Source organism: Pseudomonas sp. NS1(2017) (assembly GCF_002269425.1).
Classification (GTDB): domain Bacteria; phylum Pseudomonadota; class Gammaproteobacteria; order Pseudomonadales; family Pseudomonadaceae; genus Aquipseudomonas; species Aquipseudomonas reactans.
In genome coordinates this window covers 3,957,544-3,972,852 of the sequence record NZ_CP022960.1, presented here as the reverse complement: position 1 = coordinate 3,972,852, position 15,309 = coordinate 3,957,544, and the positions used below count along the sequence as shown (strand labels likewise).

Below are 15,309 nucleotides of genomic sequence, written 5' to 3'. Positions count from 1 at the left end.
ATTGTCATGTGTGGATACATTGGCGTCTTTGCCAAACAACCTCGTGCGTTCAACCCGAACATGTTCGATGCCGCCCTGCGTGCCATCCACCATCGCGGCCCGGACAGTTCCAGCCAATGGTTCGACCCCAACGGCCAGGCCGCCTTTGGTTACGTGCGCCTGGGCCTGGTCGGCCTGGGTAACGGCACCCAGCCTATCGTGGCCGACGAAGGCGACCTGATGATGATGGTCAACGGCGAGTTCTATGACTATCAACGCATCCGCGCCGAACTGGAGAGCGATGGTTGCCGCTTCAAGACCTCGTCCGACAGCGAAATCGCCATGCACCTGTACCGTCGCCATGGCGTACGTGGCCTCAAGCAACTGCGCGGTGAGTTCACCATCCTGATCTTCGATCGCCTGCGCAAAAAGCTGTTTGCCGTGCGTGACCGGGTGGGCGTCAAGCCGCTGTACTACACCGAGCATGAAGGTGCCTGGTACTTCGCGTCCGAAATCAAAGCCTTGCTCGCCGCCGGTGTACCCGCACAGTGGGACCACGAAGCCTACGCCAATCGTGGTTTTATCCTGCGCGACCGTACCGTCTTCAACAACATTCGCAGCGTGAAACCGGGTTGCTGGATCATCGCCGATGAAAGCGGCCTGCAAACCGAACAGTACTGGGACTGGGATTTCCCGGATGCCCAGGCGACCGAGCAGCGCAGCGAAGCCGAGATGATCGAGTCCCTGCGCAACACCATCGAAGAGTCCGTGCGTCTGCGCCTGCATGCCGATGTACCGGTCGGTGTGTGCCTGAGTGGCGGTCTCGACTCGTCGGCCATGCTCGGCATCGCCACCGAGCTGACCGGCCAGCCATTGCAGGCGTTCCACTTGTCGTTCGAAGGCGAGCAGGCCTACGACGAACGCCAGTACGCCGAAGTGGCCGCCCGACATAACCGAGCCCACCTCAACGTGCTGTCGGTGAACTCCTCCGACATGGCGGACAACTTCGAAAATGCGCTGTGGCATGCCGAAATGCCCTTCGCCAACGCCCACAGCGTGGCCAAGTACCTGCTGTGCAAATACGTGCAGAACCAGGGCATGCGCGCCGTACTCACGGGTGAAGGTGCCGACGAAGTCTTCGGCGGCTACCCGCACTATCGTCGCGACATGGTGTTGTACAACCACGAAAACCAGGACCCGACGGCGATCGCCGAACTCACCCGACGCCTGCATGCCAGCGAAGATCGCTACCTGCCCGGCGGCAAAAATGATGTGAAATGGGTGCAGGACGAACTGGGCCACGGCGTGTCCTGGCTGCAAACCCAGTCGGCGTTGTTCGGCCCCCTGGCGCAGTTGTACAGCGATGACTTCCGTGAGCGTTTCAGCAATACCGATGCCTATCGCGAGTTCTACGATCGCCTGAGCCCACGGGCGCTCAACGGCTGGGAGCCGGTCAACCGTTCGCTGTATATGGTGGCCAAGTCCAGCCTGCCCAACGTGGTGCTCACCTCCCTGGGCGACCGCATGGAAATGGCCGGCAGCCTGGAAGGTCGACCACCGCTGCTCGATCACCAAGTGATTGAGGCCGCATGCCGCCTGCCGGTGAACATGAAAGTGCGCGGCGCCACCGAGAAATACGCGTTGCGCGAAGCCATGCGCCCTTACGTGCCCCAGGCTGTGCTGGACCGCAAAAAGCAATATTTCCGCGCCCCGCCGGCATCCGAAAGCCCGCAATCGAAGCTGTATGAAATGATCAACGACGTGTTGAGCGGCCCGGCCTTGAATAACGTGCCGTTCTTCGACCCGCGTAAAGTACGCGCCTTGCTGGCAACCCTGCCAAGCTTGTCCACCGCCCAACGCGCTTCGGCAGACAACCTGCTGATGGAAATCGCCGGGCTGTGCCTGATGCAAAAACGCTTCGCCTTGAATTGACTTCCCGGCGGCACCTCGCGATCGCGGTGTGCCGCCTGACCCAAGGAGGGTCCATGCTGAAAAAACATCTGTCTCTTGCCGTGCTCGTCACCCTGGTATGGGGGGTCAATTTCCCCATCACCAAGCTCGGCCTGCGTGCCATCGACCCGTTTGTACTCACGGGTATCCGCTTTGCCCTCGCCGCGCTGCCGCTGGTGTTCTTTATCAAGCGCCCTGCCGTCAAGTTCAGCTACGTGGCCGCCTATGGCTTCATCTTCGGGCTGGGCATGTGGGGCGTGATCAACTATGGCATCCAGGTGGGCGTAAGCCCCGGTATTGCCTCATTGATCATTCAACTCAGCGTGTTCTTCACCATGGGCTGGGGCTTTTTGCTGTTCAAGGAAAAGATCCGTGGCGCGCAAATGCTCGGCGCCGCACTGGCCTTGATCGGCCTGGCGGGAATCATCTCGACCCAGGAAGGCAACCATGCGGTGCTGGGCGTCATGCTAATCGTGCTCAGCGCGGTGGCCTGGAGCGTGGGCAACGTGATCATCAAGAAATCCGGGGTCAAGGAGATCTTCTCGTTCATGGTGTGGGCCAGCCTGATCCCGCCGATCCCGCTGTTCCTCACGGCTTGGTTGATGCACGGCAGCGCCGCGTTCGAAGGTTTGCAGGCCAGCCTCGACCTGACCGCAGTGTTGTCGATCCTGTTCCAGGTGTACCTGGCCACGCACTTTGCCTACTGGGGCTGGAACTCGTTGCTCAAGCTGTACCCGGTATCCACCGTGGCGCCGCTGTCGTTGCTGATTCCGGTGTTCGGTATCACCAGTTCGATGCTGATTCTGGATGAGCGCATTTCCACGCCGAACCTGATCTCGATCGGGATCATCATCGTCGGGCTGGCGGTGGGCCTGTACCGCAGGCCAGCCAACCTCGCGCCCGTGGAACCGCAGCCGATTGTCCACATGGATAGATAGTCATGACATAAATTCGGTATTTTGTTCGTGCATTGAGTGCTTTAGCTTGGGTCCAGTCCTGTACTGAATCGAAGGAAATACCATGAGCACGCCTGAATTTTTTGTCACTCCCGGCTACGGCGATTACATGCGCGAGCACCTGCATTACTCGCAAGCGGTAAAAGTCGGTAATCGCGTGGAAACCTCAGGCCAAGGGGGCTGGGACGATGAGTTCCAGATCCCCGCCGACCTGGCCGACGAGATCGCCCAGGCGTTCCACAACCTGGAACGCACCCTTGCTACTGCCGGCGCCAGTTGGGAGCACGTGATTCACGTCAACTCCTACCACGTCGGTGGTTTCCCGCCCGAAGTCAACGAAGCGATGGTCAAACACTACCGCCAGTACATGCCCCACCATGCGCCGATCTGGACGCAAGTCGGCGTCGAGGCCCTGGGCCTGCCGACCATGCGCGTGGAAATCCGCGTGACCGCGATTATTCCCTGACCCCGAACCTGCGAATCACCCATTCGACAAACACCTTGAGTCGCGCGCTCTGGTGACGATTGGGTGGATAGAGGATGTGCAGCGGCGTGGCCGGACGCGACCACTGCGGCAGCACACTGACCAATTGGCCGTTGTCCACGTAGTACTGAACGATGGATTTGAAATGCTGCCCGACGCCCAGGCCGGCGAGCAGCATTTCCTTGAGGCCGTTGCCTTCATTGGTGGAATAGGCGCAATCGCCCACTTCAATGCGCCTGTCGCCCTGCTCGAAAATCAGTGGCTCCGCCTTACCTGATCCGGCAAAAAAATAGCCTGCCTTGAGGTGGTTGTGTGCCAAGTCCTCCGGGGAAACCGGCATGCCTCGGCGCGCCAGGTAGTCGGGCGCGGCGCAGGTCAGGTACTCCAGGTCGGCCACCTTGCGCCCGATCATCGCCATGTCATCGAGCTGACCGGCCCGGATCACACAATCCACACCCTCCCCCACGATATTTACCGCGCGATCACTGATGCCCAAGGCGACCGTGATATCCGGATACTCGCGATGAAAATCCACCAGCGCCGGAATCAGCAGGCAATTGGCAAACGACGCCGGTGCATCCACCCGCAGATGCCCGCGGGGCTTGAGGACTTGCCCGCGAATGGCACTGTCTACTTCATCCAGCTCTGCCACCAGGCGCCGGGCATGCTGGTAATACTCCAGCCCATCGGATGTGGGCGCCAAGGCGCGGGTGGTGCGGTGCATCAACTTGATTCCCAGGTGCTTCTCAAGGTCAGTGATCAGCTTGCTCACGGTGGAGCGCGGCAGTGCCAACTGGTCGGAGGCACGACTGAATGAGCTGGTTTCAACAACGCGAACAAAGGCACGCATGGCGAGAAGTTGGTTCACAAGGATGACCTTTTGGATAGCTACAACCGCTTTCAGTAAGCAAAATTGTCGATCTTGACCTGGCCATCGGGGAACGTCGCAATAATTTCCAGTTCGCCGCCCATCGCACGGATATAGTCGCGCAACGTGCTGATATACATGTCGGTGCGCCGCTCCATCTTGGAGACGGCCGCCTGGTTGATGTTCAGTGCTTTGGCCAGGCTCGCCTGGCTTAGCTGCTGAGCTTTGCGCAACTCATGCAGCGGCATTTCCTGCAGATGCTGCAGATGCTGCTGGAACAACAGCTTGGCTTCGGCGTGGGATTGCGGCGTCATGCGCGCTTGCAGTTCAGCGAATTTCTTAGCCATGGTGACGGCCCTCCCAACAAGAATTCTACCTCACAAAATATTCCACCAAAGGAATAAGAAATTCAACCTGTCAAAAAGCGCTTTACCTGAGTCTCTACCCACCCCGCTCAAAAACACAATTTTCGAAATGTAAAAAGCGCTCTAATACACCCTGTTGATTGGTTTTAGAGATCCTGGAGTTCGCAATGCCCCATGAAGGCAACCTGTTACAAGCAGCCGTGGTGTTCCTGCTCGCCGCCGTGCTGACCGTGCCCCTGGCCAAACGCCTGCAACTGGGCGCAGTGCTGGGCTATCTGTTCGCTGGTGTGATTATCGGCCCGTCGGTGCTGGGTTTGGTGGGCAATCCGCAAAGCGTCGCGCAATTTTCCGAGCTGGGCGTGGTGTTGCTGCTGTTCATCATCGGCCTGGAACTGTCGCCCAAGCGGTTGTGGGTGATGCGCAAGGCGGTGTTCGGCGTCGGCCTGGCGCAGGTGCTGCTGACGGGCCTGGTGATGGGCGTGGTGGCGTTGTGGCTGTTTGGCCAGTCGTGGAACAGTGCGATCGTGCTCGGTCTGGGCCTGGCGCTGTCGTCCACCGCGTTTGGCCTGCAAAGCCTGGCCGAACGCAAGGAACTGAACCAGCCCCACGGCCGCCTGGCCTTTGCGATTCTGCTGTTCCAGGACATCGCCGCGATCCCGCTGATCGCCATGGTGCCGCTGCTGGCCGGCAGCGATCACCCGACCACCGAAGCCCAAGGCCTGCAGCATGTGTTGCAGATTCTCGGCAGCATTGCGGTGGTGATCATTGGCGGACGCTACCTGTTGCGGCCGGTGTTCCGCATCGTCGCCAAGACCGGGCTGCGCGAAGTGTCCACCGCCACCGCACTGCTGGTGGTGATTGGCACGGCCTGGTTGATGGAGCTGGTGGGTGTGTCCATGGCCCTCGGCGCCTTCCTCGCCGGCCTGCTGCTGGCGGACTCGGAATACCGCCACGAACTGGAATCCCAGATCGAACCGTTCAAGGGCCTGCTGCTGGGCCTATTCTTTATCAGCGTGGGCATGGGCGCCAACCTCAGCCTGTTGCTCAGCTCGCCGCTGGTGGTGATCGGCCTGACGCTGCTGCTGATCGGCTTGAAGCTGCCCTTGCTCTACGCCGTAGGCCGGCTGGTGGGCGACCTCAATCGCGAAAGCGCCCTGCGCCTGGGCGTGGTGCTGGCGGCGGGTGGTGAATTCGCCTTCGTGGTATTCAAGATCGGCCGTGATCAAGGTCTGTTCGAACCGCACCTGTACGACATCCTGGTCCTGACCATCACCCTCTCCATGGCCGTGACGCCGCTGCTGTTGCTGGTGTGCCCAAAGCTGTTCAAGCCCAAGGCCAAGCCGGTGGAAATCCCCGAGGAATACCGCACCATCGAAAGCGACGCACCCCGCGTGGTCATCGCCGGCATGGGCCGTATGGGCCAGATTGTCGCGCGGATCCTGCGTGCGCAGAACATCTCGTTCATCGCCTTGGACACCTCGGTGGAAACCATCGAGCTGACCCGCAGCTTCGGCGGCATGCCGGTGTTCTACGGCGACCCGCAACGCCCCGAGATTCTGCACGCAGCCAAAGTCGACCAGGCGGAGTTCTTCGTGATCGCCATGGACGACCCGGAAATCAACATCAAGACCGCCGAGCTGGTGCGCAACCTCTACCCGCACATGAAGATCATCGCCCGCGCCCGTAACCGCCAACACGTGCACCGCCTGGTGGACCTGGACGCGTCACCGATTCGCGAGACCTTCTACTCCAGCCTGGAAATGAGCCGCCGCACCTTGGTAGGCCTGGGTTTGAGCCAGGCACAGGCCGATGCGCGCATCACCCGCTTCAAGAACCACGACCTGCAAGTGCTGGCCGCCCAACACGCGGTGTACGACGACGCCGCCAAAGTGATGCAAACCGCCCAGGAAGCCCGGGCAGAACTGGCGCGGCTGTTTGAGATGGACCGACTTGAGGAAGAGTCCGACAAGGTGTGAGGCTATGGATGAACGATTTTGCGAAAATTCTGACAGAATACGGCGCAATTTCGTTCACCCCTGGAGCGCTTCATGGCCACTTTCACCAAGACCGCCGTCCTGCTGGCCCTCGCGTTGACCGTTGGCAGTGCATTTGCCGCGTCCAAGCCGACCACGCAAACCATCTCCACCTTGGGTGGCAAGTTCACCTTCAACCTGCCCAAGGCCTACGCCGCCGACACCCTGCCGGCTGGCAAGGCTGAAGATGGCACCGCCGATACCCAGGGCACGATGTACGCCAACCAGACCACAAAAAGTGTGGTGATCGTCGCCGAAACCGTGCGTAACGACGGGGTAACCATCGGCGACAACGACGCGCAATTCCTGGACGGCGCCGTGGCCGGGTTCGTCAAGGACCAGAGCGCAGCCCTGCCTGACTTCAAGAAACAGAGCGAGAAGAAACTGACGTTCAAAGGCCTCGGCCTGCGCCAGGTGGACAGCACCGCCACCCAAGGCGGTGGCAAAACGCTGAACTCCACGTTCCTCGGTGGTTCGGGTAATCACCTGCTGGTGATCCAGGCGATTTCGCGGGCGGATGATGCCAAGGGGCATGCGGCGTTGGTGAAGCAGATTACCGGCGGCAAGTAACCCGCACGCACCTGTAGGAGCCGGTCAGTTCAGGCTCTTTTCCAACCAGGCTTTCAGGTCCTGCACTTCCGCCTCGCTGATGGTATGGGGCATGCCGGGGTACCCATGAAACTCCGGCTTCAACCCCAGCCCCGTCAACACCTCATTCGCCCGCGTCGCCGACACATAGGGCAGTGCCTGGTCCAAGGTGCCATGGCCGATAAAAATCGCCAATTTGCCCAATGACGCATCCGGCTTCAGTTCAGCCTTGAGCACCGGCAGCACGCTGCCGCTCAACGCCGCAATGCCGCGCAGCAGTTCCGGTCGGCGCAGGCCCACCTCGTAGGACATGATCGCCCCCTGGCTGAAGCCCACCAGAAACACCCGATCCGGTTGGGTGTGGTACTTGGCGGTAGCTTTGCCGACAAAATCTTCGATCAGCTTCGCACTGCGTTGCAGGTCGGCGGTTTCGCCGTCGTAATCGCCGTTGCCGGGTGTCTTGGTAAACCAGCGATAGCCGTGGGGGTCCACTGGCATCGGTGCACGGGCCGACACGTAAGTCCACGTGGAGGGCAGCGCGTCCTTGATGCCGAACAGGTCTTCCTCGTTGCTGCCAAAGCCGTGCAGGAAAATCACCAGCGGCTGGTTACGCGCATCACCTTGGGTCTGTTCCAGGTACGACAGCGGCAAGTCAGTGTGCAACCTATCGTCGGCATGGGCAGTGCCGACGACCAGCGTCAGCGCCAGGGCAAACAGTTTGAGCATGGGGCATCACCTCAGGGTTTGCGTAACAGATAAGTGTCCATGATCCAGCCATTTTCCAGGCGTGCCGCCTTGCGCACCCGTTCGATTTCGTCCGCGACTTCGCTGACGTTGCCGCTGATCAGGATCTCATCCGGTGTGCCCAGGTAGGCGCCCCAGTAGATCTCCAAGTCTTGGTCCGCCACGCTGCGGTAAGAGTCTTCGGCGTCGAGCATTACGACCAACGTGTCGGCATCACTCGCCTGCCCCGCCGCCAAACGGCGCCCGGTGGTGATCTCAACAGACTTGCCAATACGGTTCAGCGGCACTTTGTGTTGGGCCGCCAGGGCCTGCACGCTGGTGATGCCAGGGATCACTTCGAACTCGAACTCACTGCGGCCGCTGGCGAGGATCGCCTGCAGAATGCGAATGGTGCTGTCATACAGCGCAGGATCACCCCAGGCGAGGAAAGCGCCCACTTCACCGTCAGCCATTTCTTCGTTGATCATGCGCTCGAAGGTCTGCTGCTTGTCGCGGTTGAGGTCCTGCACGGCGGTGGTGTAGTCAACCTCGCCGCGCACACGCTCGGGGCAGGCGGCTTCGACGAAGCGGTAGCCAGGCTCGGTGATGTAGGTCTCGCAGATCTCACGACGCAGGTCGATCAACTTGTCTTTGCTCTGGCCCTTGTCCATCAGGAAAAACACGTCGGTGCGGTTGAGCGCCTTCACGGCCTGCATCGTGATGTAGTCAGGGTTGCCGGCGCCAATGCCGATGATCAGGATGCGTTTCATGGGTTGCTCTCATTGCGGGGCGTGGATTTTGCCATGTTCAGGCGGCTAGGCGTGAGTTTCCAGGCGCAGGCGCCAGACGTTGTTGAAACGCAGCTCAGTGGCGGACAGCGGTTCGACATCGATCCGGTAGAACATCGACAGCGGAAACTGCATGACGTGCCACATCGCGGCACGGATCACAAAGGGATGGGTGATGGCCACGACATGACCGGGCTGGGTTTCAAGGGTTTTCATCCACTCACCTACCCGCAGGCAGATCTGCTCCACCGACTCGCCACCGTGGGGCGCGCACGTGGCGTCGGTGAGCCACGTATTCAACGCGTCACGCTCCAGCTGACCGATGTCCTGGCCCTTCCACTGCCCGAAATCAGCATCGCGCAACGCGGCGTCGATCACCGCATCATCGCCGAACAAGCCTGCCGTCTGCCGCGTCCTGACCTCGGGCCCACACAATAGTCGCCAGGTTTTCTTGTAACGCTCAGCCAGCGACAACGCCGAGCCTCGCCAATCCATTGCCACCGCCTCGTCATCGGGAAAACGCCCCTGTTTTTGCAGAGGCGTGACGGCGTGGCAAATGAGTGTCAAACGAGTGGTGTGCATTGCAGCGTGCTTGAGACCAAAAGATAAGGCCCCCAAGACTGGCGCAGTTATCGCTGAGGTGCAACGCCTTGTGCCAGATAGAGCACCGGGTAACCCAAGCCTGGATGCGCCGCATCCAACGCTATGTACCGAGTCAAACCACCCGCGCCATATGCTCCCCAATCCGTGCCCGTAACCACCGCTCCGCGGGATCATTGTCGTGCACACCGCTCCACACCATCGACAACTGCGCCTCCTCGATCGCAAACGGCGGATCCTCTGCCCGCAAAGAGGTGCCTTCGGTCAACGCACACGCCGCATAATCCGGCACCGTCGCGATAATCTGTGTGCCGGCGAGCAACGCCCGCAACCCACTGAACTGCGGTACCGCCAACACCACCCGCCGCGCCCGGCCGATCCGCGCCAAATCCAGATCGATATTGCCGCTCAAATCCCCGGAAAACGACACCATCGCATGGGGCCGTTCACAGTAGTCATCCAGCGTCAGCGGCTCAGTCCCCTCATCCCCACGCAAGACCTTGCACGGAATGTCCCGCAGCTTCTTGCGCTTGGCATTCGCCGGCAACTCAGTGGTGTAGCTCACCCCCACCGAAATCTCGCCACTGGCCAGCAACGACGACATCAACAGGTAATTGGCTCGGCGTACGACCACGACGATCCCCGGCGCCTCCTCACGCAATTGACTGAGCAACGGCGGAAACAGACCAAACTCTGCATCGTCCGAGAGGCCAATGCGAAACACCGCACAACTGCTGGAAGGGTCGAAATCCTTGGCACGGCTGACCGCACCGGAAATGATGTCCATGGCCGGTTGCAACTCCTTGAGTATCGCCACGGCGCGTGGCGTGGGCTCCATGCCCCGCCCATTGCGCAACAGCAACGGGTCGTCGAACAGGTCGCGCAGACGCCCCAACGCCGCGCTCACCGCCGGTTGGCCCATGAAGAGTTTTTCGGCGACCCGGGTCAGGTTCTTCTCGAACATCAGTGCTTCGAAAATCACCAGCAGGTTCATGTCGACGCGGCGCAGGTCGTTGCGGTTCATGGGAAACATCCAAACGGTTGGCAAGCGCACAGATAAGCATGCAAAACCCGACCGGCATTGCATGCCTGTGCTGTCTTTTCCACCTCGGCACCTGGCGAAATTAACAACGATTAACTCGTCAGCCGGACGGTCCGGCAACAAGATTGGCCCCGTCTACACTGCATCCATCCACCGGGAACGCTCCCATCGACTGCGGATATTTGTCATGGCCCGACTCGAGCAATACGCCCCTCGTTTGTCCGCCACCGGAGGCCTGTGCCCTCGGCGCGAGCGTATCGCCAAGCAACTGATCCTGGCCAATCTCGGCGAAAGCCTGGCCATTGCCGACCTGGCGCAGGCCTGCGCGTTGTCACGCAGCCATTTTTCCCGGGCGTTCAAGTGCACCACCGGGTTGTCGCCACAGGAGTGGATCCGTCAACAACGTATCCAGCGCGCCAAGGAACTGATCACCGGCTCGTCCCTGAGCCTGACGCAAATCAGCCTGGAATGCGGTTTTTGCGACCAGGCGCACTTCTGCCATATGTTCACCCGCAGCGAAGGCGTCAACCCGATGACCTGGCGAAATCACCACTTACGTCACAAGCTTCAAGTGATCGCAGCCTAGTGGTTGGTGCGTACCTGGAATATGCTGGCCGCTCCCCCCTTTCCGAGCACGGCCACCCATGAGCGAACCCGGCGACCAGGCCGTGCATTTCGGCCCCTATCGCATCCACCCGCGCCAACGCCTGGTGCTGGAGGCGGGTCGCCCTTTGCGCCTGGGGCGGCGCGCGGTGGAGATCCTGCTGATCCTGCTGGAGCAGGCCGGCAATGTGGTGAGCAAACAGGAGTTGATTGCCCGCGTCTGGCCCAAAAGCGTGGTGGAAGACGGCAACCTGCGCGTGCATATGGCCGCGTTGCGCAAGGCTCTGGGCGATGGCCAGGCCGGGCAGCGCTATATCGTGACCGTGGCCCAGCGCGGCTACAGTTTTGTTGCGCCACTGAGCATCGAACCGATGACACCGCCTTCCGAAGGTGCCCCACAACGCCCCTGCCACAACCTGCCGTTGCGGCGTACCCGGATGATCGGCCGTCAGGCCTTGATCGACAGCCTGGTGCAGCAACTGCCGGAACAACGCTTTATCACCCTGACCGGCGCCGGCGGCATCGGCAAGACCACCGTCGCGCTGCGGGTGGCGGAATTGTTGATCGGGCATTACCGCGACGGCATCCGGCTGTTCGACCTGGCGCCGTTGAGCGCGCCATCGATGATCCTGCCCAACCTGGCTGGCCTGCTCGACGTCACGCATGCCGAGCACGAACCCTTGGTGACCTTTGCGCGCAGCCTGCAGGAACGCCAGTTGCTGCTGGTGATCGACAACTGTGAGCACCTGCTCGACGACATCGCCCTGATCAGCGAAACCCTGCTGCGCCATGCGCCCAGACTGCACATCCTGGCCACCAGTCGCGAGGCATTGCGCGCCGAAGGCGAATCCGTGCAGCGCCTGGAGCCCCTGGCCTGCCCGCCCGTCACCGGCAATCGCGCCCAGGCGTTGGGCTACCCGGCCCTGCAATTGTTGATCGAGCGGGCCATGTCCCATCAGGACAACTTCGAGCTGAGCGAAGCCGAGCTGCCGCTGGCGATTGATATCTGCCAGCGCCTGGACGGCATTCCGTTGGCGATCGAGTTGGTGGCGGCGCAGATCGAGCGCTTTGGCTTGCCAGGGCTATTGGTGCAGATGGAGGATAATTTCCGCCTGCTGACCCGTGGTCGGCGCAACGCCCTGCCCCGCCATCAAACCCTGCGCGCCACGCTGGACTGGAGCTTCGAGCTGCTGACCGCCTGCGAACAGATCTGCCTGCGTCGCCTGGCGGTGTTTCGCGGCGGTTTCAGCCTGGCCAGTGCGGCGGCGGTGATTGCCGGGGAACAGGTAGCACCCGCCGAAGTGCTGGGCTCAATCACTCAACTGGTCGCCAAATCCTTGCTCAATGTCGAGGCCGGTGATGACGAGATGGTGTATCGCCTGCTGGACATCACCCGTACCTACGCCCTGGAAAAGCTCAGCGTCGCCCAAGAGCTTGACGCCACTCGCGAACGCCATGCAGAGCGTTGCCTGGCGCTGATGGAACAGGCGCGCGACGATTGGGATTCGGTCGCCACCCAACCCTGGATCGACCGTTACGCGCCGCTGCGTGAAGATATTCGCGCAGCCCTCGACTGGGGGCTCGCGCAGGGGGGCGAACACCTGCTGGCGATCCGCTTGACCGTCAGCGCAATGCCGCTGTGGCAAGAGTTGTCGTTGCTCAGGGAACACCGCTTGTACGTGAACAAGGCGCTGGCATTGATGGACCAGGCCGCATCGCCCTGCCCCCGTTTGTCGATGCAACTGCAATTGGCGCTGGGCAGCCTGTCCTATCACGCCATGGGCGGGGCCCCGCAGACCATTGCCGCGTTCGTCCGTGCGCGGCACCTGGCCGAAGCACGCGAGGATGTCGCAGGGCAACTGCGCGCGGTCTCCGGGCATATGGCGGTAAACCTGTGTGCAGGCCAGTATCGTCAGGCGCTGGTGCAAAGCGTGCAGTTTGATCGCCTCGACCCACGCACCGACCCGCAACTGGATATCAGCGCCCAGCGTCTGCGGGTGCTGGCCCAGCATTACAACGGCAACCAGGCACTCGCCCGGCACAATGCCGAGCAAGTGATCCAACGCATGGCGCACAGCGGCCACCTCAACCGATTTGCCCACGGCATCGGTGTGCAATACGACCAGAGCGTTGCCTCACTCACGGTGCTGGCGCGAATCCTGTGGTTGCAAGGCTTTCCCGAGCAAGCCTGGCGCACCGCCAACCAGGCGTTGGAACTGGCGCAGCAGATCAATCATGGCACCTCCATCTGCTACACCCTGGCGTTGGCAGGCGTGGTCATCGCCCATTACAACGGTGATGAAGACACCGCCCAGACCCTGCAGGCACTGCTGTTGGAACATGCCCACAAGCATTCGGTGCAGTTGTTCAAGACGTGGGCCGGTCACTACGCAGGAATCCTTGGGCGCAAGGACCTGCAAGGCCTGGGGTTGATTGAGGATATCCTGGTCACGCTGGGTTCCCATGCACTGGACGAGCCTGGGTTCGAACGCGCCCGCGCGGGCGACGCGGGTTGGTGCACCCCGGAGATCCTGCGGATACGCGCCGAAAGCATGACCGATGCCCGTGCGGCCGAAGCACTGTTGCTGGAGGCCCTGGGCCTGGCTCACCAGCAAGGCGCGCTGGCCTGGGAGCTGCGCTGTGCGGCGTCGTTGGCACGGCTGTGGCAGGCGCAAGGCCGTGTGCGGCCGGCCCGCGATCTGCTGAGTTCGGTCTACACGCGGTTCACGGAGGGCTTTGCCACCCAGGACCTAGTCCGCGTACGCGGCCTGCTCGACGAGTTGCAGGACAAACGGCCGGCCTGAAAACGGCCCGAGGTAATGCCCATAGCCCTGCTGCAAGCGCGCGACCTGCATCGGGTCGCGTAACTGCGCGAGCGCATAGCTGCGCACGCAGTTGAGCAGGCGGTAACGGCCATTACCGGGGCCGGGTTCGAGGGTCAGCAACGAAGTACTCACCAGACGCCCCAGCAGGTAGGCCAAATCGGCATGTTCCAGCTCGGTACCAGCGACCAGTTCACTCAAGGTGGGCAAGGTGACCGCCATCTTGAACAACCCCAATTGCAGGAACAGCCAGCGCTCCGGCAGGCTCAGGCGCTGGTAGCTCCAGTCCAGGGCCGCGTTCAGGGATTGATGACGTTCCACCGCCGTGCGCCGGCCCCGGCTCAGCACTTGCACGCCTTTGCACAGTTGCTGCTGCAATCCACGCACGCCAAGGGCATCCACTTGAGCGGCCGCCAGCTCCAGGGCCAGGGGAATGCCATCCAGGCGTCGACAGATGTCACGCAGCGGGGCCAAGTCTTGGGGTCGCAGCACAAAGCCTTGCTGAGCAGCACGTACTCGGGCGACGAACACTTGCACCGCCGGGTAAGCCATCGCTTCTTCGACACGGCTCAACGACGATGGCGCAGGCACCGCCAGCCGAGGCACGCGTTGCACCCATTCGCCGGGGACTTGCAGAGCTTCACGGCTGCTGATCAGCACACTCACTTGGGGCGCCGCTTCGCGTAGCACGCGCACCAAGTGACGGCAGGCACCGAGCAGCAGGTCGGCACCGTCAAGCACCAGCAACAACTGGCGGGCCGCCAATTGCCGCCCCAGTTCAGCGGCACTGGCGCAGGGTTCAAGGTGCAGCACCGAAGCCAGGTGGCGCAGCATGCTCATCGGCGCTTCCACCGTGGCCAGGTCGACCCACCACACGCCATCCCGGTAACGCGGCAACACTCGCTCGGCCAACGCCAGGGCCAGGCTGCTCTTGCCCACGCCGGCACACCCGGTGAGCGTCATCAGGCGTTGGCCGGACAGGCGTCGCACCAGCACACCCAACAGCTCATCGCAGCCCATCACCGGACTCAGGCGTGCCGCGAGGTTATGCAGGGGTAACGTGGCCGGCACAACGCCGTGCACGGGGGCGGCGAAGCAGTAGCCGCGCTGCGGGTCGTTGAGAATGAAACGCTGCCCGTCAAGGGCGCGACGCAGTGCAGCGATGTGCACCCGCAGGTTGTTTTCTTCCACCACGCTGTTCGGCCAGACGCGCTCGATCAAGGTGGCCTTGCTGATGTACTGCCCAGGCGCTTCAAGCAGCACCGTGAGGATATCCAGCGCCCGCCCGCCCAGAGGCACCGGCCAGCCTGCCTTGCTGACCAGACGCTGTTGTCGGTGAAAGACATAGGCGCCGAAACGCACCGTGCCTTCAGCCTCAATCGCCTGAAGGTTGTTCATCTGTGTAAAAGCGCTGAAACACCCGGCCTTGGGCGTTCGCGCATCCTTTTCCATGGGCTTGCCGCTATCTTGCCAGCTGGCGATGACAGGACAATGCTGGCACGGGGAGC

Annotated in this window: 14 protein-coding genes; 7 read left to right on the top strand and 7 right to left on the bottom strand. The window is 61.8% G+C overall.

Annotated features, from left to right (window positions below; all coding sequences use genetic code 11):
* The first annotated feature begins 6 nt into the window (after positions 1–6).
* The 3 genes from asnB (at position 7) to CI807_RS18935 (ending at position 3,351) form a co-directional block, all read left to right on the top strand.
* Positions 7–1,911, top strand: a complete 1,905-nt coding sequence (gene asnB / locus CI807_RS18945) for an asparagine synthase (glutamine-hydrolyzing) (protein WP_095015719.1) — start codon at positions 7–9, stop codon at positions 1,909–1,911.
* 53 nt (positions 1,912–1,964) lie between these two features.
* Positions 1,965–2,867 (top strand): amino acid metabolite efflux pump, encoded by a 903-nt coding sequence (locus tag CI807_RS18940; RefSeq protein WP_016977259.1) that lies wholly within the window; start codon positions 1,965–1,967, stop codon positions 2,865–2,867.
* An 82-nt stretch (positions 2,868–2,949) separates the two neighbouring features.
* Complete coding sequence (locus CI807_RS18935) at positions 2,950–3,351, top strand: RidA family protein (protein ID WP_095015718.1); 402 nt, start codon at positions 2,950–2,952, stop codon at positions 3,349–3,351.
* On the opposite strand, the gene CI807_RS18930 is transcribed toward CI807_RS18935, so the two are convergent.
* Together CI807_RS18930 and CI807_RS18925 are read right to left on the bottom strand one after the other, a co-directional pair.
* Positions 3,341–4,237: a LysR family transcriptional regulator gene (locus tag CI807_RS18930; protein WP_256578534.1), complete on the bottom strand. Its 897-nt coding sequence runs from the start codon at positions 4,235–4,237 to the stop codon at positions 3,341–3,343. The genes CI807_RS18935 and CI807_RS18930 overlap by 11 nt on opposite strands.
* A 32-nt stretch (positions 4,238–4,269) precedes the next feature.
* Positions 4,270–4,584, bottom strand: coding sequence for an XRE family transcriptional regulator (locus CI807_RS18925; RefSeq protein WP_095015717.1), 315 nt, complete (start codon positions 4,582–4,584; stop codon positions 4,270–4,272).
* Positions 4,585–4,769: 185 nt separating this feature from the next.
* Between CI807_RS18925 and CI807_RS18920 the strand changes: the two genes are divergently transcribed.
* Complete coding sequence (locus CI807_RS18920; protein ID WP_095015716.1) at positions 4,770–6,578, top strand: monovalent cation:proton antiporter-2 (CPA2) family protein; 1,809 nt, start codon at positions 4,770–4,772, stop codon at positions 6,576–6,578.
* A gap of 72 nt (positions 6,579–6,650) precedes the next feature.
* Positions 6,651–7,205 carry a hypothetical protein gene (locus CI807_RS18915; protein ID WP_095015715.1) on the top strand — a complete coding sequence of 185 codons (555 nt, stop codon included), beginning with the start codon at positions 6,651–6,653 and terminating at the stop codon, positions 7,203–7,205.
* A gap of 24 nt (positions 7,206–7,229) precedes the next feature.
* Here the strand turns inward: CI807_RS18915 and CI807_RS18910 are convergent, their stop codons facing one another.
* The 4 genes from CI807_RS18910 to CI807_RS18895 all read right to left on the bottom strand — a co-directional run bounded on the left by CI807_RS18910 (position 7,230) and on the right by CI807_RS18895 (position 10,358).
* Positions 7,230–7,949 (bottom strand): alpha/beta hydrolase, encoded by a 720-nt coding sequence (locus CI807_RS18910; RefSeq protein WP_095015714.1) that lies wholly within the window; start codon positions 7,947–7,949, stop codon positions 7,230–7,232.
* A gap of 11 nt (positions 7,950–7,960) precedes the next feature.
* Positions 7,961–8,716 (bottom strand): precorrin-6A synthase (deacetylating), encoded by a 756-nt coding sequence (gene cobF, locus CI807_RS18905; protein ID WP_095015713.1) that lies wholly within the window; start codon positions 8,714–8,716, stop codon positions 7,961–7,963.
* 45 nt (positions 8,717–8,761) lie between these two features.
* On the bottom strand, positions 8,762–9,316 hold the full coding sequence (locus CI807_RS18900) for a histidine phosphatase family protein (protein ID WP_095015712.1): 555 nt from the start codon (positions 9,314–9,316) through the stop codon (positions 8,762–8,764).
* A 133-nt stretch (positions 9,317–9,449) separates the two neighbouring features.
* Positions 9,450–10,358 carry a LysR family transcriptional regulator gene (locus CI807_RS18895; RefSeq protein WP_095015711.1) on the bottom strand — a complete coding sequence of 303 codons (909 nt, stop codon included), beginning with the start codon at positions 10,356–10,358 and terminating at the stop codon, positions 9,450–9,452.
* A 205-nt stretch (positions 10,359–10,563) separates the two neighbouring features.
* On the opposite strand from CI807_RS18895, the gene CI807_RS18890 reads away from it, so the two are divergent.
* Together CI807_RS18890 and CI807_RS18885 are read left to right on the top strand one after the other, a co-directional pair.
* A complete protein-coding gene (locus CI807_RS18890; protein ID WP_095015710.1) occupies positions 10,564–10,962 on the top strand; it encodes a helix-turn-helix domain-containing protein in 399 nt (132 codons plus the stop codon).
* A gap of 58 nt (positions 10,963–11,020) precedes the next feature.
* Positions 11,021–13,783, top strand: coding sequence for a winged helix-turn-helix domain-containing protein (locus CI807_RS18885; RefSeq protein ID WP_095015709.1), 2,763 nt, complete (start codon positions 11,021–11,023; stop codon positions 13,781–13,783).
* On the opposite strand, the gene CI807_RS18880 is transcribed toward CI807_RS18885, so the two are convergent.
* Positions 13,730–15,253: a winged helix-turn-helix domain-containing protein gene (locus CI807_RS18880; protein WP_095015708.1), complete on the bottom strand. Its 1,524-nt coding sequence runs from the start codon at positions 15,251–15,253 to the stop codon at positions 13,730–13,732. The genes CI807_RS18885 and CI807_RS18880 overlap by 54 nt on opposite strands.
* Positions 15,254–15,309 lie beyond the last annotated feature (56 nt).

Coding starts and splice junctions, on each gene's coding strand:
- asnB (WP_095015719.1), top strand. CDS start 7: ATGTGTGGATACATTGGCGTCTTTGCCAAACAACCTCGTGCGTTCAAC.
- CI807_RS18940 (WP_016977259.1), top strand. CDS start 1,965: ATGCTGAAAAAACATCTGTCTCTTGCCGTGCTCGTCACCCTGGTATGG.
- CI807_RS18935 (WP_095015718.1), top strand. CDS start 2,950: ATGAGCACGCCTGAATTTTTTGTCACTCCCGGCTACGGCGATTACATG.
- CI807_RS18925 (WP_095015717.1), bottom strand. CDS start 4,584: ATGGCTAAGAAATTCGCTGAACTGCAAGCGCGCATGACGCCGCAATCC.
- CI807_RS18920 (WP_095015716.1), top strand. CDS start 4,770: ATGCCCCATGAAGGCAACCTGTTACAAGCAGCCGTGGTGTTCCTGCTC.
- CI807_RS18915 (WP_095015715.1), top strand. CDS start 6,651: ATGGCCACTTTCACCAAGACCGCCGTCCTGCTGGCCCTCGCGTTGACC.
- CI807_RS18910 (WP_095015714.1), bottom strand. CDS start 7,949: ATGCTCAAACTGTTTGCCCTGGCGCTGACGCTGGTCGTCGGCACTGCC.
- cobF (WP_095015713.1), bottom strand. CDS start 8,716: ATGAAACGCATCCTGATCATCGGCATTGGCGCCGGCAACCCTGACTAC.
- CI807_RS18900 (WP_095015712.1), bottom strand. CDS start 9,316: ATGCACACCACTCGTTTGACACTCATTTGCCACGCCGTCACGCCTCTG.
- CI807_RS18895 (WP_095015711.1), bottom strand. CDS start 10,358: ATGAACCGCAACGACCTGCGCCGCGTCGACATGAACCTGCTGGTGATT.
- CI807_RS18890 (WP_095015710.1), top strand. CDS start 10,564: ATGGCCCGACTCGAGCAATACGCCCCTCGTTTGTCCGCCACCGGAGGC.
- CI807_RS18885 (WP_095015709.1), top strand. CDS start 11,021: ATGAGCGAACCCGGCGACCAGGCCGTGCATTTCGGCCCCTATCGCATC.
- CI807_RS18880 (WP_095015708.1), bottom strand. CDS start 15,253: ATGGAAAAGGATGCGCGAACGCCCAAGGCCGGGTGTTTCAGCGCTTTT.